The organism is Nitrospira sp., assembly GCA_029194665.1.
GTDB lineage: Bacteria > Nitrospirota > Nitrospiria > Nitrospirales > Nitrospiraceae > Nitrospira_D.
This window is the reverse complement of sequence record JARFXO010000001.1, coordinates 162,761-188,107: the sequence shown is the minus strand read 5'-3', so window position 1 is coordinate 188,107 and position 25,347 is coordinate 162,761. Positions and strand designations below refer to the sequence as shown.

Here is a 25,347-nt window from a genome sequence, read left to right as displayed (position 1 = left end):
GCTCAACCGACTGAGCATCATGGTTTGCCGCCTTGTTCGTCCGTAGCAGGAACTATGACAGGCGTTCGAAAGAAAAACCGATCCGTGACGAACTGTTGCACGATGGTGAGCAGGTTATTGGTCAACCAATACAGCACGAGGCCGGCAGGAAAATTGATGAATAGGAACGTCATGAGGGCCGGAAGCATCAGCATGATTCTCGCCTGAGTCGGGTCCATGGTAGTCGGTTGGATCTTTTGCATGACCACCATGCTGATGCCCATGATGATAGGCAAAATATAGTAGGGATCCTGAACCGACAGATCGCTAATCCACAATCCTAACGGCGCTTGGCGTAAATCGATCGTCATATACAGAATATTGAACAAGGATACGAACACCGGCATCTGCAATATCATAGGGAGACAGCCACCGACAGGATTAACCTTGTGGTCTCGGTACAGTTTGATCAGCTCCTTGTTCAACCGTTCACGATCGTCTTTGAATTTTTCCTGGACAGCCGCCACCCGTGGCTGAATGCCCTGCATCTGTTTCATCGATTTGTAGCTCTTGTATTGCAGGGGAACAAACAACAGCTTAATGATGACTGTCAGGAGGATGATCGTGAGTCCATAATTATGAGTATAATCATTGATATATCGCAGCACATAGAAGATGGGCTTGGCCACGGCCCGTACCATGTCCCAGCTCCCGAACAGAAACCATCCAAAGTCGATGGTATCTTCGAGCCGAATTTGCAAATTTTGAAGCGTGTCAAACTCCTTGGGACCGGCGAACAGCTGGAGTGCGAGAGGCGCGCCTGATGAATCCGCAGGCAATCGAAGCGCCGTGGAAACAAGCTTGTCCCCTTGTTTCCTGGGCAAAGCGGACGCAGTCGTCTTGGGAATAAGCGCGGAAATGAAATATTTATCTTGTAGCGAGACCCATTTCACGGAGCCCTTGCGCTCAGTCTCGGATTCCGGCGCGTCGGTTTCAATCTTGTCGTCGATAAGCGAGGCCGTTCCGACCGATCCAATGAACCCCTCTCCCCAATCCACAATTCCAAAATTGGTCCCCAAACCGACAGTCACCGTTCCTGCAAGACCACTGGATTTCAACGCGATATCCACGACATACCTACCAGCATGAAAGGTCAGCTGTTTTTCTAGGCGTACGCCGGTCGCTGGATTATCGTAATGAAAGGTCATATGACCTGTGGGATGGTCCTGGTCCAAAGTCGTAAAGTCCTTTTCCACTCTGTAGATCCCGTCGCTCAATTCCTTTGAATGAGAGGCATCCGCTGTTGACACCGTCAGGGGCTCGGCAAACTTGCCTCCTTGTCGAACGAGTTGCACCGCGGGCTTTCCATCAGAACTGCTGTGATAGCGTTTGAGTTCCCAGCTAATGAGCGCGGCACCGCGGCTCGTGAACTTAGCTCGATACAGATCCGTTTCCACCTCGATAAAGTCACTTGCGACAGGTTCACCACGAGCCTCCTGAGCTCCCACGTCCCCACCAGCTGATTTTGCAGATGATTTTTCCGGGGCTGCCTCCTTAGTCACAGGCACCCCTGACGCTGGAGCTCCGTGACCAGTCCTCCCAGGGGATGACGTATCGTTCGTGGAAGGCTCGCCCGGTTCCGAAATGGTCGGTTCAGGGATGAGACCCAACTCTTTGAGCAGGTACTCGTACCCAAAGATGATCGCAAGGGAGAGTACCAAAAACACGATGACTCGCTTTTCCATGAGGACGCTATGCTTTCTCTAAAAGAAGTAATAGTCGCTACTTGACCGGGTCTTCTCCGCCGGGGTGGAAGGGGTGACATTTCATAAGCCTGAGGATGGCTAATCCAACACCCGGTAACACTCCGTATTTGGTGATGGCATCGGAGGCATATTGCGAACAACTGGGTTCGAATCGGCATGTGCGACCATACAAAGGGGAAATCACCATGCGGTATCCCCGAAGAAGCCACAAACACAACGATTGCATCTCAATATGCCCTCGGTCGAAGAAGGTGGAGACGATCAAGCGCGGTTCTCCATGCTTGGACCAATCCCTCCCGAGATTGCAGTAATGCGTCCCGCTTTGGAAACACGAGAAGTCCCCGCCCCGGAGCCAAGTCCGGATGTGATTGCCTCACCAGTTCACGAAAGACTCGTTTGGCACGATTGCGTCGGACCGCATTTCCAAATCGCTTCCCGACGATAATCCCCACGCGACTCGGGGCTTCATCCATCCTGCAGGCCAAGAGATTGAAGAGGGCGGTCGAAGTTCGCCGACCATGCTGCTTGACGATTTGAATGTCCCGATCCCTACGCAAAAAAATGACATCTCGTCCCTGCTCTTTCGCCGGCATTGGTAAACGGGGTGTATCTTCGCAGCAACCAATCCGTCCCTGATCCCGGAGAAGGCTCTAGCTGGTAGGTGAACGCACGCTCAAGAGCAACCCGACCGAGTGGTGCGCGCCTCGAAGAACACTTGCTCATTCGAATGATGGGTCTAGACAGTCAACCGAGCCCGTCCCTTAGCCCTGCGGCGGGCCAGCACCCTACGCCCGTTCTTGGTGCTCATGCGCTTCCTAAATCCATGCTCACGCTTCTTCTTCAAGTTGGACGGTTGTTGAAATGTGAAAGACATGATCCCCTCTCGATTCCTATACCTTGGATTGTCGGTTGAAATGAACAGCGAATTATAGGGAAGGCACTTGTGTCTGTCAATTTCATGTTCCTGCCCCCTTGGCCTTCGGATCCTTGTGGGATCAATAGACTTCAGACCCTGATGTCCGCAATGTTGAGGCGCTTTTGCTTCCTGCCACCAGAGTGCCACAACACCTCCTGTCTAGAGAGGATCACCCTCAACATAAGCATGTGGACTAGAATGAATCTTTGTCCAACAACGACGATCGTCGATGGCACCGAGCTTGCTGCATATTTTCTACGTGCTGGTATGCCTGAAGGTCTAAGTCTGCTATGCTGGCGCATCAGCCTCAAAATGCTCTTCATCGTTTATGAATCGGTTATGAACAGTAGCACCGGCTGCAAATCGTGGACTGCCGCATGTTAATCAATAACAGGCAGCAAGAACTGAATTACCCACAGCTCTGGGCAGAATCTGTAAGGAGGGTTCTTCATATGCTGAGACAAGCATCCATTGTCGCTCTTGCCGTAACTCTCATTGGCATCGCTGGATGTGCGGAACCTCCAACCCAGCAGATTCAGGAAGCGGAAAAAGCTCTCAAAGATGCACAGGAAAGCGGCGCCGCCACCTATAGCGCCGAAGAGTATGCCAAGCTTGAAGGTACCCTTGCGGCATTGCGGAAAGAAGTCGCCGATCAGGACGACAAGTTCACCCTCTTTCGAGACTACGGCAAGACCCAACAACTGTCTACCTCGGCCAAAGCCGATAGTGAACGGATCAAGGCGGCCTCAGCGCAAAAGAAGGAGGAAGCCAGGGCCGCAGCCTTGCAAGCTCAACAGGTCGCTGAGGAGGCGGTGAAAGCGACGCAAGACTTGGTCGCCAAGGCGCCCGTCGGAAAAGATCGGGCTGCGGTGGAGGCCATCAAGAATGACGTGGAAGGGTTAAAGTCATTACTGAAGCAGGTTCAGGCCTCGATTGACAAAGAAGATTATCCGGCTGCGCAAACCCAGGCGAAGGCTATTCACGACATGAGCCAAGGTGTCTCCACTGAAATACAGAACGCCCTCGCAAAGGTGGGAAAAGGCAAACCCGCAAGAAAAAGTACCACACGGCATGGCGCTTGATCACACACATAAGGCACTTGCCGCGATTCTCTGGGTCCTCTATCTGACCGGTTGCGTTCAGGCCGTTCCGCCGGACCTCATTGCAGCCCTTGAAACCATTGATCAGGATTTAATCGCAATGCGGGCTCCGGAGTCCGCGCCTGAGGAGTACGGGCAGTTCGTTCACCAATGGGTCACTCTGAAAACGCGCGTCCAATTGGACGATGATCTGATCCAATGGCCCTGGGAATCGAGCGATCTTGAGACTGAACTTCGGCAGTTGTACATCTTGGGCGAGCGTACGGTCTCCCGGCTGCACGAGAGGCAGGCCTCGCAGCATCGCGCGGCACAGGACAAGGTGATTCGTCTCGAGGAGCAGCTTCATACGATTACATCAAGGGTCGAATCCATCGATGGGCGCATCCTCCTAGGAGAAAAAGTCGTTCAAACGGATCTCCTCGTTAAACAGGCCCGTTCCTTCTTCGAGCAACAAGACTTCCAACGAGCCATGCAAGCGGCAGAGAAGGCCGATCATGCTCTCAAGGCACAGGCTTCATTACTCAGCCAAGAATTGGGGCGATACGCCGACGAGAGCCGCATCGCTTTTTGGCAGACCTTGGCCAAACAGACCATCGCCTGGTCGAGAACCCACCAATCAACGGCAATCTTGGTGAGCAAGGCCGACCGAGAATTGACGCTCTACAAGAACGGCCGGAAGGTGTTATCATACGCAGTCCGTTTGGGGTTTAATGGCATGCTGGAGAAACAGTTCCAGGGGGACGGTGCGACACCGGAAGGTCGCTATCGTGTGACCGACAAGCGAGGCCAAGGGCAGACGCAATTCTACCGAGCCCTGGCTCTGGATTATCCCAATGCCGAAGATCGTCGGCGATTCGCCCTTGCGAAGAGGGCGGGAACGATCAGTCCTACCAAAGGCATTGGAGGCCAAATCGAAATTCATGGAGCCGATAATGAACTCTTGGCCCAGACCCTTGGGTGTATCATGCTCGACAATCAGAATATGGCTGTTCTCTACGAGGGCGTCTCCATCGGGACACCGGTGACGATCGTCGGGGCCTTGACGAAAGAGAACGCGGTGGCCATGGCCCTATCTGAACTCGCCCAGCGTAGAGGCGAAACCTGAGTGGAGCCTGATGGGCCGACTTCTTCTTCCAACTTCAGCGGCGGTCTTACTGCTACTCTTACTGCTACTACTGGTCGTGATTGCTCGGACCCCCAGTCTCGTAGCACACAAAGCTCCCCAAGCCGTTCACCAGCCGGCTGTCCGGGACAACACCGGTCTTCGTACAATGCAAGCCCGGTATAAGGCGCTCTCCAAGCAGCTGTCCCAACTCATGCCGAACCAGCCATACATCTTAGTCGACACGGCCCGCAACCGACTCTATGTCAAGCACCAAGGGCAAGTCGTCCTCGATGCGATTGCTTCGACCGGTAGCGGGACCATTCTTGACAAGCCCGGTGAAGGTAACAACCAGTGGGTCTTCGATACGCCCCGAGGAGAATTTCTCGTCAAGTCGAGACTGACCAATCCCACCTGGATCAAGCCCGATTGGGCATTCATCGAAGAAGGACTCGCGGTGCCACGAAATGCCGCCGACCGTGCCGAGCAGGGGGTCCTCGGCGAATATGCCTTGGGATTCGGCCAAGGCTATTTCATCCATGGGACCTTGTATACCCGTTTGTTGGGAAAAAACGTGACGCACGGATGCATCCGGCTCAATGACAACGACCTTAAAGGTGTCTACAAGCTCGCTCGAGTAGGGACACCGATCATGATCTTTTGATCCCTCAAGAGTGCGCAGATACTACCAATGAACCTCTGCGCCATTTTTCTCCTGCTCGCTTTCACCGTGCCAAGTTGGGCAAAGGATATCGAAACCTTTCCCGACTTGAATCTCAAGAACCCCGACGAGCTGAAGGAGGCAACACGCGTCCTTGAGGAAGAGCTAAAGCTGGCTGCTCGTCCTCAAACCTATCTCTTGATCGATCTGGGCGGGAGCACGATTCACATCAAAGGTCGTGGCATCGGCCTTCACCAAATTCCCATCATTGCATGGTCCACAACCTCACGAGAGGGTCTCAAGGGAATCCACCGATTGGTTGCACGGCCCCCGGTCGTCAGACGCAAGATCGAACCGGGTGTCGGAGTCGAACAGGAGCCTATTTCTCTCGTCGATATGCCGACCGACTTTGTGTTGGCCTTCAATCCCTCATTGAGCGTCAGGGTCGTTCCGTCCATTGCCGGCGAGGGCCTCCTTCAAAGCGCTGTCCTCATGGGAAAAGCTGGGTGGCGAAATGTGAGGGACTGGACGAGTAGCCTCATAACGGACCGCTCGTCGGTGCCCACCCCTCATCTTCGACTGACCTTATCAGTCGACCATGCACAATCCTTCGCCTGGTCTCTGGTCGATGGCATGGCTCTGGTCATTCGTCGCCCAACCGATAAGTAGGAATACAGAGCGTAGCGCTCCTATTGTCTTTTCTGAACCGGCCCAATAAGATACAAGCAGATTTTCGCCGGGGCTCTTATCGTTGAGGTACCTATGTCGAGACGGTTGAGTGACGACCTTCCTGCTTCGTTCCAGTCCGTAGTCCATCTGGCCGTCGATGTGCTGAGTCACGAACAGGTCATTAAGCGTCTGTGGTCGGATGACCATCGACTCTGGAAGCCGCATGCCAAAGAAATCGTCGACCGTCTGGGCTGGTTAGCTAGCCGCTAAAATGTCCGTCACCCCGGAAATCCATGTTTCGCACGACGTTCAGGAATGCGTGCAGAAAGCAGCCGCCTTCATCCTTACCGTCAGTGAGCGAGCGATTCGATCCACCGGTCGATGTCTGATCGCACTCTCGGGAGGATCTACACCGAGAAGTCTCTACCGAACCTTACGCGAACCTGACTGGAGCGTACGTTTCAACTGGTCGAGAATCTTTTTCTTATTTGGAGACGAACGGTGCACCCCACCTGAACACCCCGAGAGCAATTTTGGCATGGCTCAGACGGAGCTGTTTCAGCCGTTGAATATTCGGGCCGATCATATTTCTCGCATGAAGGGTGAGTATGAGGACCCCATGGCCGCGGCTCAGGAATACGAGGAAACGATTCGAAGACTTATCCAATGTCCTGTTCCAGATCTCCCCCGCCTAGACTTGATCCTACTCGGCCTCGGCGAAGACGGCCATACGGCATCGCTCTTTCCCGGTACCGTTGCCCTCCGAGAACAATCCAAGATCGTCACGGTCGGCCATGCCCCCGCAGGCATCAGGTCCCGCCTCACGTTCACCCTAGGTGTTCTGAATCGAGCTGCTGTGATACTGTTTCTGGTGACCGGCTCAGGTAAAGCAGAGATGGCCCGTCGGGTCATCGAATCTGAATCCGAGAGGGATCGCTCCTTGCCGGCGGCGAAGGTATCGCCGGAATCCGGTCGACTCGTGTGGATGCTCGATCAAGCCGCTGCGCAACAGCTCACGCAGGAGCGATCACAGAGAGAGGTGACATGATTCTTGCTGGAGACATTGGGGCAACAAAAACAAACTTGGCCCTTTATGAGTGGACCAACGCACGGGCGGAACCCCTGCGTATGGAGAGGTTTACAAGTGGTGAGTACAAATCGCTCGAGGATATTCTCGTCGAGTTCCTAACACCACCGAACCAGCCATCTCCTGAAACCTCGCTAGAAATCGAAGACATACACCAACGCGAAAAGCCCCCTATCCCACCTGCTAAGCCGGTGCAGCTGAGAGCGGCCTGTTTTGGAGTCGCGGGACCGGTTATCGACAATCGTTGCCAAACGACGAATCTCCCCTGGGCTATCGACGGCCTGACCATCGCCAAGCAGTTCGGTATTCCGCGCGTGCAGTTACTCAATGATCTGGAAGCAACCGCCTATGGACTTCTATGGCTGCGTCCAGACGAGCTTGAGGTGCTGAATCCCGGCAATCCTCCGAACAAACGCCAGGCATTGGCACTCATTGCCGCGGGCACAGGACTGGGTGAAGGCATCTTATTCTGGGACGGCAAAACATACCATCCCATGCCGTCTGAAGGAGGTCATTCGGATTTTGCTCCAAACAATGATCAAGAAATCGAACTGCTTCGATACCTGCGGAGCCAGTATCTCCACGTCAGCTATGAGCGGATTCTCTCCGGCCCCGGAGTCCACGCGATTTATGAGTTCTTGCGCGACACGAAGAAGAACGAACCGACATGGCTTGCACAAAAGATTAACGTCGGCGATCCAGCCGCCGAGATTGCCCAAGCCGGGTTGCAAGGACAAGCCGAGATTGCCACCCAGGCATTGGATCTCTTTGCCTCGATCTATGGGGCAGAAGCCGGCAATCTCGCCTTGAAGGCGCTCTCCCTTGACGGTGTGTATATTGGTGGCGGGATTGCTCCGAAGCTCATCACCAAGCTTCAAGACGGCACATTCATGAAAGCCTTTACCAATAAGGGTCGCTACAAGCGACTCATGACTCAGATACCAGTGAAAATCATCATGAACCAGCAAACGGCCTTGATCGGTGCGGCGTCCGTCGCAGGGGCGCTCTCCCTCACCTCCGCGCCATGACCTCCGGCGATCTCGACAGCCTCAAAAGAGCTGCTGCTCTAAAGGCCATTGAATTTGTTCGAGACGGGATGGTTGTCGGACTAGGGACAGGATCGACGGCAAAGCATATGCTCGTCGCCCTCGGCGAACGAGTCCGTAGCGGCATGAAACTACGAGGCGTCGCAACGTCGCAAGAAACCGCCATGCTCGCCAGAGAGTCCGGTATTCCTCTCATCGACTCAGAAGATCGGTGGGAGATCGATGTTGCCATCGACGGAGCCGATCAGGTCGATCCCGACTTCAATCTGATCAAGGGTGGCGGCGGAGCGCTCTTAAAAGAAAAAATCGTGGCGGGGTCGGCGCAACAATTCATTGTGATGGTCGACCACACCAAGCAAGTACCGGTGCTCGGAGGGTCCTTCCCGCTGCCTATCGAGGTCATTCCCTTTGGGTGGGGCAGCACTGCGCGCGAAATTGAAGCGCTCACCAAGAGTCGCGTCGTGTTACGAGAGTGCAACGGGTTCCCATTTAAGACCGAGGCCGGTCATCTTATCGTTGATGCTCATATCGCCCGCATCGATCGGCCTGGTGAATTGGAAACAGCACTGAATCTGATCCCCGGTGTCGTGGAAACGGGACTCTTTGTCGGTCGGACGAACGTCTTGATCGTTGGTACGCCGGAAGGCGTTCACACCCTCCATGCTCCAAGGAAATGAGTACTCGTTCACCAGACGAAAGATGCTATTGGAGTTCGGCCGATGGGTCTGCTTTCTTCTGAGCGGCTCGGCAGCATATACACTCATACCATCGTCCGAATCCGCAGACGCCGCAACCACCACCAGACCACAAGGTGAAGACATGTGTCCAGATGATGTTCCAGGCAGCGACGACCCCTATCGGCTTCCGCGACATGTGATCCCAACACGCTACGACCTACGGTTTGAACCTGATCTCGCGGCCGCAACATTCACGGGCCGGGCGACGATCACGATCACGGTCAAACAGCTCACGCAGACCATCCTGTTGAACGCCGTCGATCTTGTGCTTCAATCAGCGCTGGTCGAGGACGCGAATCGGCGGCATGTGGGAGCACGCCTCGAGTTAGACGAAAAATCACAACGCGCCAGGCTCTCTTTTCAAGAAGCCCTCCCGCCCGGCGAGTGGCGTCTGCACCTTTCCTTTCATGGGCAACTGAACGATCAGCTTCGGGGCTTCTATCGCAGTACCTACAAAGATGCTTCAGGAGCGCTGCAGACGTTGGCCGCCACGCAGTTCGAAGCCACCGACGCGCGCCGAGCCTTTCCTTGTTGGGACGAGCCGGATTTTAAGGCGGTCTTCGCGACGACGCTCGTGATCGATCCTGATCTCACAGCCATCTCAAATACGTCGGTCACATCGGAGCACGTTGAAGCCGACAAGAAACTGGTCCGCTTTGCGGACACCATCAAGATGTCGACCTATCTCGTGGCCTTCGTGGTCGGTCGTATGGAGGCAACGGAGTCGGTATGCGTCGGTAAGACACCTCTTCGGCTGTGGACGGTCCCAGGGAAACAACCACTCACGCCGTTCGGACATGAGATTGCCGTAGCGTCTCTGAATTTTTTTGAGGGCTACTATGGCATTCCGTACCCTGGAGACAAACTGGATCTTGTCGCGATTCCGGACTTTGCTTCCGGGGCGATGGAGAACCTCGGTGCCATCACGTTCCGTGAGACCGCATTACTCGTCGATCAACAGACTGCAGCCCATGCTGAGCTGGAACGGGTGGCCGACGTGGTAGCCCATGAGAACGCCCATATGTGGTTCGGCGACCTAGTCACCATGTCCTGGTGGAACGGACTCTGGCTGAACGAGGCCTTCGCGACGTTCATGGAAATGTTGGCCGTGGACGCCTGGAAACCGGAATGGAAACGATGGGAGAGTTTCAGCGTCGCACGAGCCGCTGCGTTCTCGGTCGATGGGCTGGTGAGCACCAGACCGATCGAATACCCCGTTCACGCACCCAAGGATGCCGATGCCATGTTCGATATCCTGACTTATGAAAAAGGGGCGTCGGTTCTTCGGATGCTGGAGCAACATATCGGCCCCACGGTGTTCCGGGACGGTGTGCGACAGTACCTTCGTACCCATGCCTATGCCAACGCCGATACGAAGGATTTGTGGACGGCCCTCGGCACGGTCGCCAAGCAACCGGTGCCGGACCTGATGAACGGCTGGATCTTTCAACCAGGCTTCCCGTTGGTAACAGCTGAGGTACATGACAACGAGCTGCGGCTCTCGCAGCAGCGATTCACCTATCTGGAGCCAGAGTCGGTGTCAAAGCAGCTGTGGCAGGTTCCGGTCCAGCTTCGTCTGATGGTCGGAGATCGGCTGGAACATCGCCGGCTGCTGTTGACAGAACGGGAGACGACCATAGAGATTCCGGCTGGAACTACCTCCGTATTTGTTAATGAAGGAGGGCATGGGTTTTATCGCGTCCGTCATCGGAGGCCGCTCTTGCAGAACCTCCTCGATCAGGGTCTCAATCGGCTGGCGGCCATAGAACGGTTCGCCCTGGTTAGTGATACATGGGCTACGACCGTTGCGGGGATGACGCCGCTCTCGGAGTATCTCCAACTCACCGCCCATTTCAAGAATGAACGAGATAAGAATGTATGGGCAGTGTTGCTCGACTCGTTCTCATTCTTGAACAGGACCATCGCACCGGAGGATCGAGCCACGCTCGAAGCCCTGGTGCGTGATCGGGTCAAGCCGGCGGTCACGGATCTCGGATGGGAGCCGCGGCCGGCAGAATCGGATCTCGTTCGGCAATTACGCGGCGACTTGCTTGGTGCCCTTGGAAGGCTCGGCAATGATCCTGGGACACAACACGAGACAACGGAACGCTACCAACGATACCGTACGGATGCGACTACCGTGGATCCGAACATCGTACCTGCTCTCGTGGCCATACTGGCCCATACCGGAGATGAGGCACGTTACGATGAATTCCTAGAGCTCTATCGAACGGCCTCTACCCCTCAGGAAGAACGGCGGTACCTTTTTTCGTTGGCTGCCTTTCAGCCCAAGGAATTACTCAAGCGCACGCTGGCCCGCACGATCAACGGCGAAATCAGAACCCAAGATGCCCCGTTCATCGTCGGAGCCATGCTCATGAGTGTGTATAGCTGTGAGATCACGTGGCATTTTGTAAAAGCCAACTGGGTTCACATGGATCGACTGTTTCCGAAACAGGGCCTCAGACGCATGTGCGGGGCAATCGCCGGTCTCACTACTTCGGACCTCGAACAAGATGTACGCGAATTCTTTACCTCCCGCAAGATCGACCTGGGCGGGAAAACCCTCGACCAGTATTTGGAACAACTTCGTATTGCCGTCTCGTTCCGCGAACGAGAAGGACGTACAATTCGAGCTGCGCTTGCCAGCTCGGTGGGCGCTTGAAACGCAGCGGATCCCTTCCAACCGATTGGTAGATGCCCAGGGGCCGGGATTCAGAATGCAAAGAGATTGAAGCAGGCTGATGAATACGTATCAACTACTACGCATATTAGCTCCGTTGTCGCAACCGCTGCACCTCGCTACAATCAATCAATACAACTCTATGTAGAACGTCCGATGTCCGACCTCCATTGTCCGGCCTGCGGGGCGAGCAAAATCAGGCTCGCTCACAGAAGATCTCTTTCTGATATTCTGCTGGGCGGTCTGACGATTTACCCGTTTCGGTGCCAGCTCTGCGCCGACCGCTTCCGCACATTCCTCGGGCGTCGCACGCCCAATCCTCGTCGCAGCTTCGAGCGCGTCGCGGTCTCCTTCCCGGTCTGGTTCAAGCCTCGCCGATCCTCAGCCTACTCCGAAGTGGGATATGAGGGCGTGATTGACAATCTGTCGATTCGTGGATGCCGAATTCGTTCCACCGCTCCGATTAGGGTCGGCTCACGGCTCGAAATGGAATTCCAGCATTCCAACGATTCCTTCCCGATTACGATCGATGAAGCAGTAGTGCGATCGTTATCCAATGGGGCGATCGGCCTGCGCTTCACCCGCCTCCGTCGAAGCGATGAGCGGCGCATTCGCCAGCTTATCGATGTGTGGCTGTCCGAACTCTTGCCGTCCAACCCGTAGTGTTCACTCTCCCGGTGTCCGTGGGGGTTTAGGGCTATTCCTGGCGAAGCACCGCCAACGGTGGCTGGCCGAGTAGCCGGTAGGTGCTGAGAAACCCGACCAGCATGGTGAGTATGGTCGTGGCTGTGAAGCCCATGGCCAGCACCGTTGGTTCAAGGCTCCAAGAGAGGTCGAACACTAGCGATAACACAGCCCAGGACAGAGCGCTGGCCAATGCACATCCCAGAAACCCACCCAGCGCTCCCAAGAGCGCGTATTCGGCAGCAAACGAGCGTACAATCAGGCCGCGAGTCGCCCCCAGGGCTTTTAGGATGACTGATTCGTACAACCGACGATAGCGCGTCGCCGCCAGGGCCGCTGCCATCACCAGACCTCCTGACAGCACACAGAACAAGGCCACGGCACGGATAGCGAGAGACAATCGATCAAGTACCAGGGCAAAACTGTCGAGGACGTCGCCCATATTGATCGCGGTTACGTTGGGAAAGGATGCGACGACCGCTTGCTGTAACGCCAGTTCTTCGGATGGCGCCACGTGAACGGTGGCTACAAAGGTATGTGGGGCTCCATCGAGGGCGCCCGGCGAAACAATCATGTAGAAGTTCGTGGAAAAATTCCCCCACTCCACTTGTCGAATGCTGCTGATCGCTCCGGTGATGGGTACCCCCTGGATGTCGAGCTCGACAGTGTCTCCAATTGTAAGGCCCAGTTGCTTCGCCGCATCCTCCTCGATCGAGATCAGCGGTTTGGTGAAGATCTGTCCCAGCTTCCACCACTCGCCTTCTACGACCTTATTGTCTTTCGGGAGATCCTGGAGGAACGTCAGGACGTATTCGCGTGTCAGGTACCACTTCTTCCGCCGTTCTTCCTTCTGGGACTTTTTCTCCTTCCGCTCTTCTTCCTCGGACGTCGCTTCAAACTTCACTGGTTCGCCCTTGACGGCTGATAGCCGTGATCGCACCAGAGGTATCAACTGAGGGTTTGGATCACTGGACCGTTGGCGCAGGAGCGCAGCCATCCCGTCTTCCTGGTCAGGTTGGATATCGATGAAAAAAAACGTTGGGGCGTCGGTCGGCCGATTGTCGGCCACTTGTGTGAGGAGCGAACGCTCGACGAGCGACACGGTCGTCACGACCATGACGGCGATGCCGATCGCAATCGTGATGCTCACTGCCTGGCTACCTGGACGTACGACATTGCCAAACGCTTGACGAAGGACGAGGGGCCCGAAACGTGGCCATTTCTTCAGGCCCATGAGTACCCCACGTGCCGACCCACCCAACAGCAGGACCGCAGCCGCGAAGGCCAGGACGAAGAGCAGCCCGACCTTCCAAGACCCCGCTTGCCATACTGACAAGAGCGCCAATCCTGAGCCAATCCCGACCGACACCAAGATCTTTACCCTGTCGAGTTTGCGCCAAGCAGCCCACCATGCAGCCGTTGGAGGGTTTGTCGTCGGCGTCAGTGGAGCAATCTCACGGCGGAAGATCCAAGCAGGCTTGACATCGCGGATGGTCAACAGCGGCCACAGTGTAAAGAGCAGTGTGGACAGCATGCCCAGTGCCAACCCCTTTACAAGAGGAGCGAGGGCAAGCTCCATCCCATTCGCGGCGAATCCCAATTGGTCAAGAAGATCCGATGCCATCAGGGCCGCAATCATCCATGGACCTCCTTGGTGGAGCAGCACACCAAGCATCAGCCCGACCATGCTTCCGATCATCCCAAGAATCATTGCCTGTAATCCATAGGTCCAAATGATCGTAGGTGACTCTGCGCCGACCGTCTTCAAAATGGCGATCGTATTCAACTTTTCCCGCACAAAGGCATGCACCGACGTGGCGACCCCCAGGCCTCCTACAAACAGCGCCGTCAATCCGATTAGGCCCAAATAACGCGTCAGCTGCTCCAAAGACTGCTTTAACTGTGGTTGTGCCTCTCGGTAAGTCGATACGCGAACCGAGTCCGCCGCAAGGCGTTCTCTCAGTTCGTAGAGCAGCAGCTCGGGCGCCATAGTGTTTGGGATTTTCAGTAGATATCGCTCACGAATCCTGCTGCCCATTTTGATCAGGTCGGCTGCGGCAAGCCCCTCTCGCGAGATCAAGACTCGAGGTCCAAGGCTGAAGGCGCTAGCCATGCGATCCGGTTCCGTCCTGACCAGCCCGGTGATGATGAACAGACCTTGTCCGATCCTAAGCTGATCTCCCATCGCGAGCCCCATCCGGATCAGGAGAGACTCCTGCACGACCACTCCAAAACAGGTCCGGTGTGGGCACCGTCCGGTTTGCCGGGCAAGAAGGTCCACTAAGTTGCCCTGTGGTTCCAGTCGAAGCGTGCCATACAGAGGATACCCAGGCTCGACGGATTTCAGCTCAATGATCTGAGTCAGCTGCCCAGTCCCGGATGATCCGGCTCTCGCGGCCATCGCGATGAGCTCGCTGACGTGGGTAAGAGCGACTCCACGATCGCTCAACGAATCAAGAACTTCCTGGCCTTTGGGACTGATCAGGTGAGAGAGCCGGATTTCAAGGTCTCCTCCAAGTAAGCCGTGCGCTTCTTTGGTCACGGCTCGTTCTACCTGCGCTCCGAAAAGAGAGACCCCGGTCACCGCTCCCACACCGATTGCAATACAGACCAAGAAATAGAGAAAGTGTCGCCATGTCGCGCGTGACTCTCGCCATGCCATGTTGAATACGAAAGACGTCATGACCCGAATGTGGGGAAGGAATCCAACGCTAACGGATCAGCGGAGGGCGCTCGCTCCGCACTCAGCGAGCCTGCGGAGAAGTCGTTGAGGAACTCCGACGATGCAGGCATGCTGTCCGACTCAAGGTGTCCGTCGCGGAGTGACAGCACACGCTGCATCGATGAGGCCAACGCCGCGTCGTGCGTCACAAGCACGAGGGTGGTGCCGTAATCTCGGTGGAGTGAAAGCAGCAACTCAATGACATGGGCACCGGTAGAACTGTCGAGGTTCCCCGTCGGCTCATCCGCCAACAAGATCGGCGGTCGACAGGCAAAAGCCCGCGCCACGGCGACTCGCTGTTGTTCTCCCCCGGATAACTGAACCGGATAGTGCCCCACACGATCGGACAGTCCGACCGCAGCCAACAATTCAGCCGCGCGGTCGCCGACGTGGCTTGCTCCCTTGAGCTCCAGTGGAACGGAGACGTTCTCGATAGCCGTAAGGGTGGGGATGAGGTGAAACGATTGGAAGATATAACCCACCTTTTCACGTCGGAAGCGGGCCATCTGACTCTCACCCATACTCGTAATGTCTGTTCCATCCAGGTGAATTGATCCAGTGGTCGGTCGATCGAGGCCGGCCATCAAACCGAGCAATGTCGACTTTCCGCTCCCGGACGGACCCACAATGGCCACGGTCTGCTTTGCAGGGATTTCAAAGGTGATGTGGCCGAGGATCGTGACAGAACGACTTGCCGCGGGCAAGACCATCGAAACATCTTTCACGGTGATCATCAAAAACCTTTTTCGGCTTCGGAGATAAGAAGTCAGTGAATGATATTATACTGTACAGAGTCAGTGATCGAGACTTGCTTCAGATTAACCGATGAAACAATTTCATGACATAGTCGTGCCAGCCTTCTTGATGCTGCTTGGGCCGCTCACGTCGGAAGCGATCTCTTCTTCAGCCTCAGACGATAGACCACGCATCGTGGCATTTGGTGACAGTCTCACGGCCGGGCTTGGGGTGGAGGCCGATGAATCCTACCCGGCTCAGCTTCAACGTCGACTGGACAGCCTCGGCTACAACTATCGGGTGATCAACGCCGGTGTGAGCGGTGACACGACGGCCGGTGGACTTCGACGAGTAGCCTGGATCCTCAATAACAAGCCTGAGCTGGTGATTCTCGAATTGGGCGCGAACGATGGGCTTCGAGGGCTCTCGATCGATCACGCAAAAAGCAACCTTCGTCAGATCATCCGACAATTACAGGAGGGCGGTACGACGGTGGTCCTGGCTGGGATGAAGTTGCCACCGAATTATGGACATGAGTACACGGCACGGTTCGAAGCCATGTACCGGATGCTGGCCAAAGAGTACGAGCTTGCCCTGATCCCCTTCTTCCTCGAAGGGGTAGGCGGTTCGTCCTCGTTGAATCAGGCTGACGGCATTCATCCGACTAGGGAAGGCTATGAGATTATCGTCGACCAGGTGCTCAAAGTTCTCAGGCCAGTCCTGAATGAACGGTTACGCAACCCCTCGGCTCTTCAAAAGCAAAGTTGAAGATGAGACTACTCGATCCAAATCAGCAGAACCGACAAACTACAAGACACAGCGGCATAAGTCGGATCGACGAGACGCTATTCCCTACGACTTTTTGAAAAACGTGTCATAGACGCCGTACGCAAGGACCACTCCAATCAGCGTATAGTACAAGCCTGTGATTCCGCTATAATCAGGAGCCCCTCCTCCCTCTGGCGCGTTCGCCAACGCCGGTAAAGCTTGGACGAGCAGAGCCCCCAGTAACAGACTTATTTGCGAGAGTTTCCGTTTCATCTCTACCCCCTCCCAAATCCACACAACAGAATTGCGCCGTATTGTACCGGATGCCGGCTTGAAGGCGCAAGCGGAAACGAGTCGAGGGAGAATCGGCGTACCTAAGGACGGCGCAATTTGCTATTCATGGCGAGGAAGCGAGACGGCCGACTGAAGTGCCTCAGCCACATCCTTAAACGAGCTGACAAGCTTATCGAGCTGCGACCCCTTCTGGAGCATATCGCCTGTTACGGCGCGCATTTGGCCGGCATACCGTAGGACTTCTGCAGTCAACTCGCTGACTCTGGTCAGCACCTCCTTGTAGGAATCCACTTCGCGCTGAAGTTCTCGGGTTGTGGCCTGCGCAGCATTGCTCTCTCGCAGAGAGGTTTGGAATTGTTGCGTGAGGCGTCCAATGTCCGACTCACGGTCTTTCAGCTGCGATTCGAGGCTCGTCATGACCTCTTCACTTTCCCTGCGTCGATCCTCAAGGTTTCTGATCGCTTGAATCCAGGTTGAGATCGCGCCAGGACCGAGTGTGGGAGGACCGGGAAGCGGCTCCTGCCTTTCAAGCGCTTTCGCCGCAGGTTGCAGCCATTCCAAAAAGACCATCACATCGCTCAGTTTTACGTCTGACGAAACCGAGTGCGCGGTGATCCTTTTCCCATTATCAGAATAACCCCTCGGAGGTGTCGTTATCTCGTCCTTCCCAAGGCTGGAGTTGCGGGATTGATGAGGCTGGGCCCATCGCCGATATTCCAGCAGCACCGCGATGCAATGGCGGCACATGGGCTCTTCAGGAAGCGTGCAGGAACATTTCGAGACGAGGTGGCCGTCGTTCAATCGAATGTTCTGCTCGTACAGACCGGCATTGCCGACGACAGTGGAAGTGATCTGGGAATCATCGGCCGCAACAATACGGACCCGATTCGCAGTCAAGTACTGATGGGCAATTTGAAAGGCCGAGGCATTCGACACGGCCTGGATCATTTCAGAGGTCAACAATCCAAGGCGCTCGGCACTGCAGGAAATTTTGTTTCGCATCTAGACGCGGTGAAATCTTGGGCAAGCAGCGCGCATGATGGCCTCAGTGTGACGAGCGAGTTGAATCCTGTCAAGCAATGACCCGTTTCGCGTTGCCCTCCCTCTCCTTGACCGGCTCCAGAAAAAGGCTCTGAATTTTCCTACCGGCAGGGTTTGGCGGAACTGGACTTGCCCATGGGCGTCAGCCAAATATAGTCCGCGATGGGTTCCTGCATGAGAGCCCGAACATCAGATCCTTTACCTGGCTCAAACGACATCATGTAAATCGTGGTCTGTTTGACCTCCCCTTCCAGGCGCCTGGCGACCCGCTTCGGCACGGGGAGGTTATATTGAACATGGCCCGCACCCGTGTAGCTCACGATCATACGACGGGAGCCGCCGCTCTCGCGACGAAGCTCCTCTTGCCTAGTGGCCAACGTCCTCGCCATACCCTCATCCCGAACCATCGACGCCTCATACATCGTTTGGTAGTGCTCCTCGGTTCCTCCGTGACAGCGTCTCAACTGATCGACGATCCTCTCGCGGTACGCTGGATCGTCGACGATCTCTTCCTGGAGGATACGCCACGGCGCCCATTCAGGCTCTTGCCTGGCCTGGTCAAGGCCCACCTTCACGACTCGACGAATCAAGGGTTTGGGTGGATTCATCGCCCGGACGGACAACTGCCGGTTTTGAGCAAACCTCACCAATGGCGCGTAGTCATCAAAGGCTCCCCCCCAATTTTGTTTCCAGCGCACCTGTTCCAAAAACTCGTTCGCATCCGACTGGGCGGTCGAGACATAGTCATCGAGCGCCTGTTGACCGTCCCAGCCGAACATCTCCATTCCAATAGTGGGTTCAATACCGTCGGCCACCAATTGATTCAGCACTTTCAGTGCTGCTTCGATATGGTATGGATTGTGGTGCTCCTCTCCCAGATAGACAATGTCGGACTGTTCCAGCGCCGTGACAAATTCTGGAAAGGGAACCACGCGACCGGTTTGGGTTTCGAGGAGCTGCCAGGGTTGCCATCTCTCATCGTCTGCAGAACGCAGGCTGCCATTTCCCTCAGCCGTACAGTCGATCGGAAATGCCAGGATCCCCACGAACAAGCCCAGCATGACGCCCGATCGCCGCCGCAGAGGGTCGGTAGGCAGGAATCTCGACTTCATGAAAACACTCCTACCACACAGAATGACCGTGAACAAGCGGACTTGACCCTGAAGTTTGATGATGACTATCCTCCTAAATGATGCCGTCTCATTGATACCTCACGCACACAGCCCATGACGCTTTCATGAGTCGCGACCCCCTCACCGAATTCCGCCTTGTCGTAAGTCATCGGGCGCGTCAGTCTCCCGGACAATGGGAGGCTTCAAAGAAGTTGCTGGAGGAGACCACCTTTCCCTCCACCATCGCCCGACTCTGTAATGCCGTCCAGAGCAAGGATCTTCCGGCGTCCGTGAAGCAAACCTTGTTGCGCCTTTTCGAGCGGCATCCGCTTCGACGCGCACAGGATCTAGATGGAGCAGGGCTCAAGTGCCTAACCGGCCTTACACCTGCAAAAGCCCTACGTGCGCTGGTCGTCTTTTTTGAGTTGGTGCCGGCAGCCGCCTCGAAATGGCCTGTGGCTCACCTGTCGAGCGAGGAGGTCGAGGAAGCCGTTCGCAATCTGGACAATCCGTTCGATCTCCTACGTCGCACTGAAGTGGCGTCTATGTTGGAGATTGGAGCCGGCGATCTCTCGTTCGCTGAGGAACTCGTCGATCTGTACGGCTCCGAGCTCACACAACAACAGCGGCCATTCATCGTCCACTGCCTAGACCGACTCGATCCTCGTTCTGATCTGGGCGGTCCGCTCCATGCGAATCCGGAGAGAATGCAAAAGTTCCAGCGGAAGAAGGGCATATCCTTCTCCTTCTTCGGCAAGCAAGATATGTTTGACCTTGAAGATCTAGATAGGCAGCAGTTGCTGGCGCCACGATATACCATTGCCACCTGTTGGGCACCAGCCACCCCGACCTTTGCCTACGAGCCGACCAGGCTCTCTGAAATCTTCATCCGCAATGAACTCAAGCGAACCAAGGGCGAGTTTCATCACGTCCCCTTCCGGAAAGAACAAGCGCTCGAAGTCCTGCATGCCGGTCGCGCTCTTCTCTTCCCACCATGGAAGTTTGACATCATCGGTCCCCTTCCCCTTCTGACCTTACTCGCCCGTCGCGGATCACTCTGTGTGCTCGGATCAGTGGATGAGCAAGTATTTTGGGAACTTCTCGCGCAGTTGCTGGAGGAACCCCGCTATCGGCCGCGAGACCAACCATTTGACTCCGTCAATCTGCCCAAGATCTTCGGCGAGGTCCACCATATTCTCACAGGTCTCCAGGTCGGCGAATCATTTGACTTGGCCGAAGCGGCGGCCCTTCGGCGTCACTATCTTCAGTCGGCCTCACCAGCCTTCATAGACTGCGTTCAAGGTCATTTTCGTTATGTCCGCGTCAGCCGTGGCGCCATCTTCCCTGGCACTCCCGCGAGCAGCACCGCAAGGAAGTTCTCCGGCATGCGGGAAGAACCGCCTCCGTGGATGCTCACGCTTGTTCCGGCCTAGAAGTGCCCCACGGCTCGGTGCCAGGGGAGTAGGGACGAAAACACATGACTAATTGACCGTTTTTCGACCTATTGTTAGACTTCGATCGTGTCCGATCACCAAGTCATTCTCAAGCGCCACCCCACGATTTAGTCCTAACATGAATTCGACCCAGACCATTCGAGCCATCCAGGAGAATATTGCGCGGGTGATCAAGGGCAAACCGCAGGTGATCGAAATGAGTCTGGTCGCTCTCTTGGCGCGAGGGCATCTTCTCCTCGAAGACGTACCGGGAGTCGGAAAAACGACGCTCGCACATAGTCTGGCACGATCGTTGGATTGCTCCTTCAAGCGTATTCAGTTTACGAGTGATCTGCTTCCATCCGATATCGTCGGGGTCTCCATATTCAATCGTCAGAAACAGGCATTTGAATTCATGCCCGGTCCGATCTTCGCCAACATCGTGCTGGCGGATGAGATCAACCGAACGACGCCGAAGACGCAAAGCAGCCTTTTGGAAGCGATGAGCGAAGCGCAGATTTCCTTCGACAATAAGACCTATCCCCTGAATCAGCCCTTCATGGTCATTGCCACGCAGAATCCAGCCGAATACCATGGCACGTTTCCGCTCCCGGAGTCGCAACTGGATCGGTTCTTGATGCGGCTTCGCATCGGCTATCCCTCGCCGGAGGAAGAGAAGAAAGTCCTCGAGCGATCGCAATCGCTTCATCCGGCCGAAGAGCTTCAACCGTTGCTTACGGCTCATGCTGTCCTGCTGCTCCAGGATCAGGTCGATCAGGTCCTCATGGAAGAAAGCATCACGGACTATCTCCTGGCCATTGTCCAAAGCACCAGGCAGTCGGATCTGCTGTCATTGGGCGTGAGCACCAGAGGAGCGTTGGCGCTGAGCCGCGCTGCCAAAGCGTTGTCGCTCGTCCGTGGACGGACCTATTGTCTCCCGGACGATATTAAGGAACTGGCCCCCATCGTGTTGTCTCACCGCATTATGGTGGCCCGCACACAAGGTTTGCATCAGAGAACCTTTGAGCAAGCTGAGAGCATCATCCAGGATCTGGTCGATACGATTCCCGTCCCTGTCTAGCGTCTCCGTTCTCACCCGGCGCAGGTGGTCCATGCCGCATCAATCTCCTTCCTTCTTCCGTCGATTGTTTCGCCACCGTAGAACGAACGTGACCTCGGAAGGCATTCAATTCCTGCTCTTCACCATGGCGATCGGCCTCGCAGCCATCAATACCGGCAACAATCTCTTCTATCTCTTGTTCGCGATGATGCTGAGCCTGATTTTGACCTCGGGAGTTGTGGCGGAATATTGTCTGCGGCGGTTGGAATTCCATCGTCATCTTCCCGATCATGTCCTTGTGAATGAACCGTCCACTGTCACGCTGGTCGCGAAGAATCGGAAGTCATGGCTCCCCAGCTTTTCCCTGACGATGTTTGATGTCAGCGATGGTCACGAGCTGCATCGAGGCCTGGAGGTTCGCCAACTCCTACCAGGCGCGAGCCGACTCTTGTCGTATCCTCTCATTGCCACGCGGCGTGGCCGGCTGCAACTTAGCGGGGTATGCGTCGAGACGGAGTTTCCCTTCGGACTCTTCAAGAAACAAACCTTTTACCCGCTTGAAGAAGCAATCATTGTCTGTCCGGAACTCAAGCCGATGGACGAGCGATGGCTAGGGGGTCTTTTCACTGCGGGACCGGACCGTAGCATCCACCGACGAGGCTATGGCAATGATTTGTACAATCTGCGTCTGTATCAAGCAGGAGATGACTCGCGAAAGATTCACTGGCCGACGACGGCACGGACCTCCCAACTGACGGTCCGAGAAACCGAGGCCGAAGACCAACGTCGAGCCATCGTTCATCTACCGATCGTCGCTCCAATGAGCCACGATGCCTTGTTTGAACAGGCGGTCTCCCTCACGGCCTCCATCGTTCACCACCTGACGCAGCACGGATATATTCTTCAGTTGGTCGTGGGGTCGTCGCGCTCGCCCTTCGATCAAGGCGAGCTCCACCTCTTGGACCTTCAGCGAATGCTCGCTCTCTGCGAACGGACTTCGCCCCATGCAGAGTCCGCTATGCCGGGAGAATCGCTGAGACACCCTTTGGATCTCGATGGAGCGACAATCATCGTCGTGCAGTCCTGGCTGGGACCAGAGGATACCGAGCCAGAAAACCTCACCCTACTGATTAACGGATCCGTCGTTGCCGGAGCCTCACATGCAGTTTGATCACGCCCATCGGTTCGCATCGATTTGGCTGGCTACCACGTCCTTCATCGGCCTGACGCTTGGGGCAGGTCTGCCGGAATGGCTGGCTGCCCTGACGGGTGCCGCGCTGATTCTTGCCCTCTTACGGAACAGAGGCGGCAAGGTTGTGGATCCACTCGCCGCCTTGACGTCGATTTCAGCCATGAGATGGAATCTGCTTGTGATCGTCGGATTTCTTGGATTCTGGGTGGATGTATTGTGGGTCTCGGGCGAACTGCTCCCCGCAGGCATTCACTTCCTCATGATCCTCCTGATCATCAAGCTGTTCAACCTCAAGCTTCGTCGCGATTATCTCCAGCTCTACGCCATCAGCCTCGTGGCGATCCTGGCTTCCGGCTCTCTCACGGCGGAGCTATGGTACCTCCCCATTTTCCTGCTCTATCTTTTGGCCGCTGTGTGGGCCCTGTTGCTGTTTCAGCTGACCAACAATCTGGATGGAACCAGACTACCGACGACGTCGGCCACTCTGCGAGCGCAACCTCCTGCCTCGGTCAGCCAGGTAACACCACAACTCTTTTGGTTTGCAAACGGGCTTGCCCTCGCAACCTTTGGTCTGACCTTGGCGATCTTCTTTACGATTCCCCGAGTCAGTGCTGGGTTCTACCAAAAAGGCTTTGGGGAGAACATGCGCACGTCGGGCTTCTCCGAAACGGTGAACTTGGGGGAGATCGGGCCCATCAAGCGAGATCCCACAGTCGTGATGCGAGTCGGGTTGTCCGACAGCTCTCGACATGAAGCGGGTCGGCTTTACTTACGAGGTGTGGCATTCGATCAATACGACGGCAAGGCCTGGACTAATCGACTGAGTTACCGACGGACTGTGAGCGAAGACGAGACCGGGACGTTCGTCCTCCACGGTAGTCGATCTCCCGCGTCGGCCCACCATGGCGAAGCCATCCGACAGAGCATTCTTTTGGAACCGCTCGACACCACCGTGCTTTTTGCTGCCGCTTTTGTCGAGAGAATCAGCGGAAGGTTCCCCAGCGTTCAGTCAGACTTAGCCGGGTCTGCCTACTTGCCATTCCCCAGTTCGTCACGAATCGAATATTCCGTCCTTTCGCGCTCCAACCCGGTACTACCGGCGGATCTCAGTTCGGAATCCAACCTCTATCCGGAATCATTTGCCCGACATTTCTTGCAGATCCCCGCTCAATCCGAACGAATCGCTACCCTGGCGAGAGAGATCGCCCACACGAAGCGCACGACCTACGAGAAAGCCGACGCCATCCAATCGTTCCTCACCCGTAACTTTCGTTATAGCCTGGATGCGCCTCTGAGAGATCAAGACCAGCCGCTTGAAGAGTTTCTCTTCACCCGAAAAACCGGCTATTGCGAACACTATGCGACCGCCATGGTGGTGATGCTCCGCACCATCGGAATCCCAGCACGCCTCGTCACGGGGTTTCTCGCCACCGAGTGGAATGAATACGGCAACTACTACTTGGTCAGACAGCAAGACGCCCACGCCTGGGTGGAGATGCATCTGCCGAATTCTGGATGGATCACGATGGATCCAACTCCACCCTCCATCGAAACTCTGGCCAGCGGATCATCAGCATGGCATGCGTTGGAACGAATAATGGATACCATCAGACTCCACTGGAGCCGATTTTTTGTCCAGTATAGTGCCGCGGACCAGCTTGCCGTTGTGCGGGAACTAAAAGCGGAGAGTACGTCGGCCCGAACCAAGGCACTCGATTCCTTGAGCGCACTCCTCAGCCCGTTCATCTCCATACTTAGTGGGATAAAGGACTATACATCTAAAGGAGCGATACGGTCTTTGACTGAGGTGCTTGGCCCAGCCTTGATCGGCCTTGCCATTCTTCTCTGGCTAGGGATCAAGCGGCCCTGGGCCAAGGGGACGGCCAGTAAAAAGACGTCTGAGGACGAACAGCTCATCACGCAACTCTATGGACGAATGATCAGCCACCTAGCTCGTAGAGGTGTTCCCAAACTCACTGCAATGCCACCTCTTGAATTCGCCCGCCTCACTCAGGAGCGGTGGAGCGATGCCGCTTCGGCGGTCGCCTCCATTACAGATCTCTATTGCCGAGCCAGATTCGGTCGAATTCCTCTCACAGGAGAAGAACTGCACCGAGCAGAAGATCATCTTCGCTGCCTCATGGCGCTCGATAAACCGTAACACAATCGGAAACCGATCGTCCCCCGCACACATCGTGATATGTGCCTGAAGAAGACGGACTTACCAGCCACTCAGCCTGATAAGGAACGATAACTTCTATTGGAGCGGGAAAAGGGATTTGAACCCTCGACCCTCGCCTTGGCAAGGCGATGCTCTACCACTGAGCTATTCCCGCTCGCGAGGTTTGAGATGCGGAGTGTACTGACCTCGTTGAAGACTGTCAAGCCAGGGTGCTGCTGTAAGTACAGCAAAAAAGAAAGTTACCAAGTTTAAAACGTTACCTATGTGTAACTGCCATCGCTAATGACAGAGCATGTTAAGCAAATCATGTGATATTAAAGCATAATAAGTACGAGTCGGCGCATGTCATAGCCTCAACTACAAAACATTGTAACCTCT

The 25,347-nt window shown here is 55.5% G+C and carries 24 protein-coding genes and 1 tRNA gene; 15 read left to right on the top strand and 10 right to left on the bottom strand.

The window, feature by feature from the left end; translation table 11 throughout:
- Positions 1 to 17 precede the first annotated feature (17 nt).
- The 4 genes from yidC to rpmH all read right to left on the bottom strand — a co-directional run bounded on the left by yidC (position 18) and on the right by rpmH (position 2,619).
- The gene (gene yidC, locus P0119_00830; protein ID MDF0664596.1) at positions 18 to 1,724 is read right to left on the bottom strand and encodes a membrane protein insertase YidC; all 1,707 of its coding nucleotides are present in this window, start codon (positions 1,722 to 1,724) and stop codon (positions 18 to 20) included.
- A gap of 37 nt (positions 1,725 to 1,761) precedes the next feature.
- A complete protein-coding gene (gene yidD, locus P0119_00825; GenBank protein MDF0664595.1) occupies positions 1,762 to 1,971 on the bottom strand; it encodes a membrane protein insertion efficiency factor YidD in 210 nt (69 codons plus the stop codon).
- A 1-nt stretch (position 1,972) separates the two neighbouring features.
- Positions 1,973 to 2,338: a ribonuclease P protein component gene (gene rnpA / locus P0119_00820; protein ID MDF0664594.1), complete on the bottom strand. Its 366-nt coding sequence runs from the start codon at positions 2,336 to 2,338 to the stop codon at positions 1,973 to 1,975.
- A gap of 143 nt (positions 2,339 to 2,481) precedes the next feature.
- Positions 2,482 to 2,619: a 50S ribosomal protein L34 gene (gene rpmH / locus P0119_00815; GenBank protein MDF0664593.1), complete on the bottom strand. Its 138-nt coding sequence runs from the start codon at positions 2,617 to 2,619 to the stop codon at positions 2,482 to 2,484.
- Between the two features lie 494 nt (positions 2,620 to 3,113).
- Here rpmH and P0119_00810 point away from each other — a divergent pair, with 494 nt between their 5' ends.
- The 10 genes from P0119_00810 to P0119_00765 all read left to right on the top strand — a co-directional run bounded on the left by P0119_00810 (position 3,114) and on the right by P0119_00765 (position 12,409).
- Complete coding sequence (locus P0119_00810; protein ID MDF0664592.1) at positions 3,114 to 3,743, top strand: hypothetical protein; 630 nt, start codon at positions 3,114 to 3,116, stop codon at positions 3,741 to 3,743.
- Positions 3,733 to 4,866 carry a L,D-transpeptidase gene (locus P0119_00805; protein MDF0664591.1) on the top strand — a complete coding sequence of 378 codons (1,134 nt, stop codon included), beginning with the start codon at positions 3,733 to 3,735 and terminating at the stop codon, positions 4,864 to 4,866. The genes P0119_00810 and P0119_00805 overlap by 11 nt, the downstream gene beginning before the upstream one ends.
- Positions 4,867 to 4,876: 10 nt before the next feature.
- Positions 4,877 to 5,527, top strand: coding sequence for a L,D-transpeptidase (locus tag P0119_00800; GenBank protein ID MDF0664590.1), 651 nt, complete (start codon positions 4,877 to 4,879; stop codon positions 5,525 to 5,527).
- Between the two features lie 27 nt (positions 5,528 to 5,554).
- Positions 5,555 to 6,193: a hypothetical protein gene (locus P0119_00795; protein ID MDF0664589.1), complete on the top strand. Its 639-nt coding sequence runs from the start codon at positions 5,555 to 5,557 to the stop codon at positions 6,191 to 6,193.
- Between the two features lie 93 nt (positions 6,194 to 6,286).
- Positions 6,287 to 6,463, top strand: a complete 177-nt coding sequence (locus P0119_00790; GenBank protein MDF0664588.1) for a hypothetical protein — start codon at positions 6,287 to 6,289, stop codon at positions 6,461 to 6,463.
- A gap of 1 nt (position 6,464) precedes the next feature.
- Positions 6,465 to 7,241 carry a 6-phosphogluconolactonase gene (gene pgl, locus P0119_00785; protein ID MDF0664587.1) on the top strand — a complete coding sequence of 259 codons (777 nt, stop codon included), beginning with the start codon at positions 6,465 to 6,467 and terminating at the stop codon, positions 7,239 to 7,241.
- A complete protein-coding gene (glk, locus tag P0119_00780) occupies positions 7,238 to 8,308 on the top strand; it encodes a glucokinase (protein ID MDF0664586.1) in 1,071 nt (356 codons plus the stop codon). Before pgl ends, glk begins: the two co-directional genes overlap by 4 nt.
- Positions 8,305 to 9,003 carry a ribose-5-phosphate isomerase RpiA gene (gene rpiA, locus P0119_00775; GenBank protein ID MDF0664585.1) on the top strand — a complete coding sequence of 233 codons (699 nt, stop codon included), beginning with the start codon at positions 8,305 to 8,307 and terminating at the stop codon, positions 9,001 to 9,003. Before glk ends, rpiA begins: the two co-directional genes overlap by 4 nt.
- A gap of 142 nt (positions 9,004 to 9,145) precedes the next feature.
- Positions 9,146 to 11,728 carry a M1 family metallopeptidase gene (locus P0119_00770; protein ID MDF0664584.1) on the top strand — a complete coding sequence of 861 codons (2,583 nt, stop codon included), beginning with the start codon at positions 9,146 to 9,148 and terminating at the stop codon, positions 11,726 to 11,728.
- Positions 11,729 to 11,902: 174 nt separating this feature from the next.
- Positions 11,903 to 12,409 carry a PilZ domain-containing protein gene (locus P0119_00765; protein MDF0664583.1) on the top strand — a complete coding sequence of 169 codons (507 nt, stop codon included), beginning with the start codon at positions 11,903 to 11,905 and terminating at the stop codon, positions 12,407 to 12,409.
- 34 nt (positions 12,410 to 12,443) lie between these two features.
- On the opposite strand, the gene P0119_00760 is transcribed toward P0119_00765, so the two are convergent.
- Together P0119_00760 and P0119_00755 are read right to left on the bottom strand one after the other, a co-directional pair.
- Positions 12,444 to 15,092, bottom strand: a complete 2,649-nt coding sequence (locus P0119_00760) for an ABC transporter permease (protein ID MDF0664582.1) — start codon at positions 15,090 to 15,092, stop codon at positions 12,444 to 12,446.
- A 17-nt stretch (positions 15,093 to 15,109) separates the two neighbouring features.
- The gene (locus tag P0119_00755; protein MDF0664581.1) at positions 15,110 to 15,886 is read right to left on the bottom strand and encodes an ABC transporter ATP-binding protein; all 777 of its coding nucleotides are present in this window, start codon (positions 15,884 to 15,886) and stop codon (positions 15,110 to 15,112) included.
- Positions 15,887 to 15,977: 91 nt separating this feature from the next.
- On the opposite strand from P0119_00755, the gene P0119_00750 reads away from it, so the two are divergent.
- A complete protein-coding gene (locus P0119_00750) occupies positions 15,978 to 16,655 on the top strand; it encodes an arylesterase (GenBank protein MDF0664580.1) in 678 nt (225 codons plus the stop codon).
- An 84-nt stretch (positions 16,656 to 16,739) separates the two neighbouring features.
- Here P0119_00750 and P0119_00745 read toward each other — a convergent pair whose 3' ends face one another.
- From P0119_00745 to P0119_00735, 3 genes are all read right to left on the bottom strand, one after another.
- Entirely contained in the window at positions 16,740 to 16,928 is a 189-nt protein-coding gene (locus tag P0119_00745) for a hypothetical protein (protein MDF0664579.1), read from the bottom strand.
- 120 nt (positions 16,929 to 17,048) lie between these two features.
- The gene (locus P0119_00740; GenBank protein MDF0664578.1) at positions 17,049 to 17,951 is read right to left on the bottom strand and encodes a hypothetical protein; all 903 of its coding nucleotides are present in this window, start codon (positions 17,949 to 17,951) and stop codon (positions 17,049 to 17,051) included.
- Between the two features lie 140 nt (positions 17,952 to 18,091).
- On the bottom strand, positions 18,092 to 19,102 hold the full coding sequence (locus P0119_00735; GenBank protein MDF0664577.1) for a ChaN family lipoprotein: 1,011 nt from the start codon (positions 19,100 to 19,102) through the stop codon (positions 18,092 to 18,094).
- A 125-nt stretch (positions 19,103 to 19,227) separates the two neighbouring features.
- Here P0119_00735 and P0119_00730 point away from each other — a divergent pair, with 125 nt between their 5' ends.
- From P0119_00730 to P0119_00715, 4 genes are all read left to right on the top strand, one after another.
- Entirely contained in the window at positions 19,228 to 20,535 is a 1,308-nt protein-coding gene (locus P0119_00730) for a hypothetical protein (GenBank protein ID MDF0664576.1), read from the top strand.
- A gap of 139 nt (positions 20,536 to 20,674) precedes the next feature.
- The gene (locus tag P0119_00725; GenBank protein MDF0664575.1) at positions 20,675 to 21,616 is read left to right on the top strand and encodes a MoxR family ATPase; all 942 of its coding nucleotides are present in this window, start codon (positions 20,675 to 20,677) and stop codon (positions 21,614 to 21,616) included.
- Between the two features lie 31 nt (positions 21,617 to 21,647).
- A complete protein-coding gene (locus P0119_00720; protein MDF0664574.1) occupies positions 21,648 to 22,766 on the top strand; it encodes a DUF58 domain-containing protein in 1,119 nt (372 codons plus the stop codon).
- Positions 22,756 to 24,948 carry a DUF3488 and transglutaminase-like domain-containing protein gene (locus tag P0119_00715; GenBank protein ID MDF0664573.1) on the top strand — a complete coding sequence of 731 codons (2,193 nt, stop codon included), beginning with the start codon at positions 22,756 to 22,758 and terminating at the stop codon, positions 24,946 to 24,948. Before P0119_00720 ends, P0119_00715 begins: the two co-directional genes overlap by 11 nt.
- A gap of 100 nt (positions 24,949 to 25,048) precedes the next feature.
- On the opposite strand, the gene P0119_00710 is transcribed toward P0119_00715, so the two are convergent.
- Positions 25,049 to 25,123, bottom strand: a tRNA-Gly gene (locus P0119_00710).
- Between the last annotated feature and the right edge of the window lie 224 nt (positions 25,124 to 25,347).

Bases quoted from the DNA above. Each gene is read 5' to 3' on its own strand.
- P0119_00810 (MDF0664592.1), top strand. From the start codon at position 3,114: ATGCTGAGACAAGCATCCATTGTCGCTCTTGCCGTAACTCTCATTGGC.
- P0119_00715 (MDF0664573.1), top strand. From the start codon at position 22,756: ATGCAGTTTGATCACGCCCATCGGTTCGCATCGATTTGGCTGGCTACC.
- P0119_00720 (MDF0664574.1), top strand. From the start codon at position 21,648: ATGCCGCATCAATCTCCTTCCTTCTTCCGTCGATTGTTTCGCCACCGT.
- pgl (MDF0664587.1), top strand. From the start codon at position 6,465: ATGTCCGTCACCCCGGAAATCCATGTTTCGCACGACGTTCAGGAATGC.
- P0119_00805 (MDF0664591.1), top strand. From the start codon at position 3,733: ATGGCGCTTGATCACACACATAAGGCACTTGCCGCGATTCTCTGGGTC.
- P0119_00725 (MDF0664575.1), top strand. From the start codon at position 20,675: ATGAATTCGACCCAGACCATTCGAGCCATCCAGGAGAATATTGCGCGG.
- P0119_00740 (MDF0664578.1), bottom strand. From the start codon at position 17,951: ATGCGAAACAAAATTTCCTGCAGTGCCGAGCGCCTTGGATTGTTGACC.
- P0119_00750 (MDF0664580.1), top strand. From the start codon at position 15,978: ATGAAACAATTTCATGACATAGTCGTGCCAGCCTTCTTGATGCTGCTT.
- P0119_00800 (MDF0664590.1), top strand. From the start codon at position 4,877: ATGGGCCGACTTCTTCTTCCAACTTCAGCGGCGGTCTTACTGCTACTC.
- rnpA (MDF0664594.1), bottom strand. From the start codon at position 2,338: ATGCCGGCGAAAGAGCAGGGACGAGATGTCATTTTTTTGCGTAGGGAT.
- glk (MDF0664586.1), top strand. From the start codon at position 7,238: ATGATTCTTGCTGGAGACATTGGGGCAACAAAAACAAACTTGGCCCTT.
- P0119_00790 (MDF0664588.1), top strand. From the start codon at position 6,287: ATGTCGAGACGGTTGAGTGACGACCTTCCTGCTTCGTTCCAGTCCGTA.
- P0119_00735 (MDF0664577.1), bottom strand. From the start codon at position 19,102: ATGAAGTCGAGATTCCTGCCTACCGACCCTCTGCGGCGGCGATCGGGC.
- P0119_00745 (MDF0664579.1), bottom strand. From the start codon at position 16,928: ATGAAACGGAAACTCTCGCAAATAAGTCTGTTACTGGGGGCTCTGCTC.
- rpmH (MDF0664593.1), bottom strand. From the start codon at position 2,619: ATGTCTTTCACATTTCAACAACCGTCCAACTTGAAGAAGAAGCGTGAG.
- P0119_00770 (MDF0664584.1), top strand. From the start codon at position 9,146: ATGTGTCCAGATGATGTTCCAGGCAGCGACGACCCCTATCGGCTTCCG.
- yidD (MDF0664595.1), bottom strand. From the start codon at position 1,971: ATGCAATCGTTGTGTTTGTGGCTTCTTCGGGGATACCGCATGGTGATT.
- P0119_00730 (MDF0664576.1), top strand. From the start codon at position 19,228: ATGAGTCGCGACCCCCTCACCGAATTCCGCCTTGTCGTAAGTCATCGG.
- P0119_00755 (MDF0664581.1), bottom strand. From the start codon at position 15,886: ATGATCACCGTGAAAGATGTTTCGATGGTCTTGCCCGCGGCAAGTCGT.
- P0119_00795 (MDF0664589.1), top strand. From the start codon at position 5,555: ATGAACCTCTGCGCCATTTTTCTCCTGCTCGCTTTCACCGTGCCAAGT.
- P0119_00765 (MDF0664583.1), top strand. From the start codon at position 11,903: ATGTCCGACCTCCATTGTCCGGCCTGCGGGGCGAGCAAAATCAGGCTC.
- P0119_00760 (MDF0664582.1), bottom strand. From the start codon at position 15,092: ATGGCATGGCGAGAGTCACGCGCGACATGGCGACACTTTCTCTATTTC.
- yidC (MDF0664596.1), bottom strand. From the start codon at position 1,724: ATGGAAAAGCGAGTCATCGTGTTTTTGGTACTCTCCCTTGCGATCATC.
- rpiA (MDF0664585.1), top strand. From the start codon at position 8,305: ATGACCTCCGGCGATCTCGACAGCCTCAAAAGAGCTGCTGCTCTAAAG.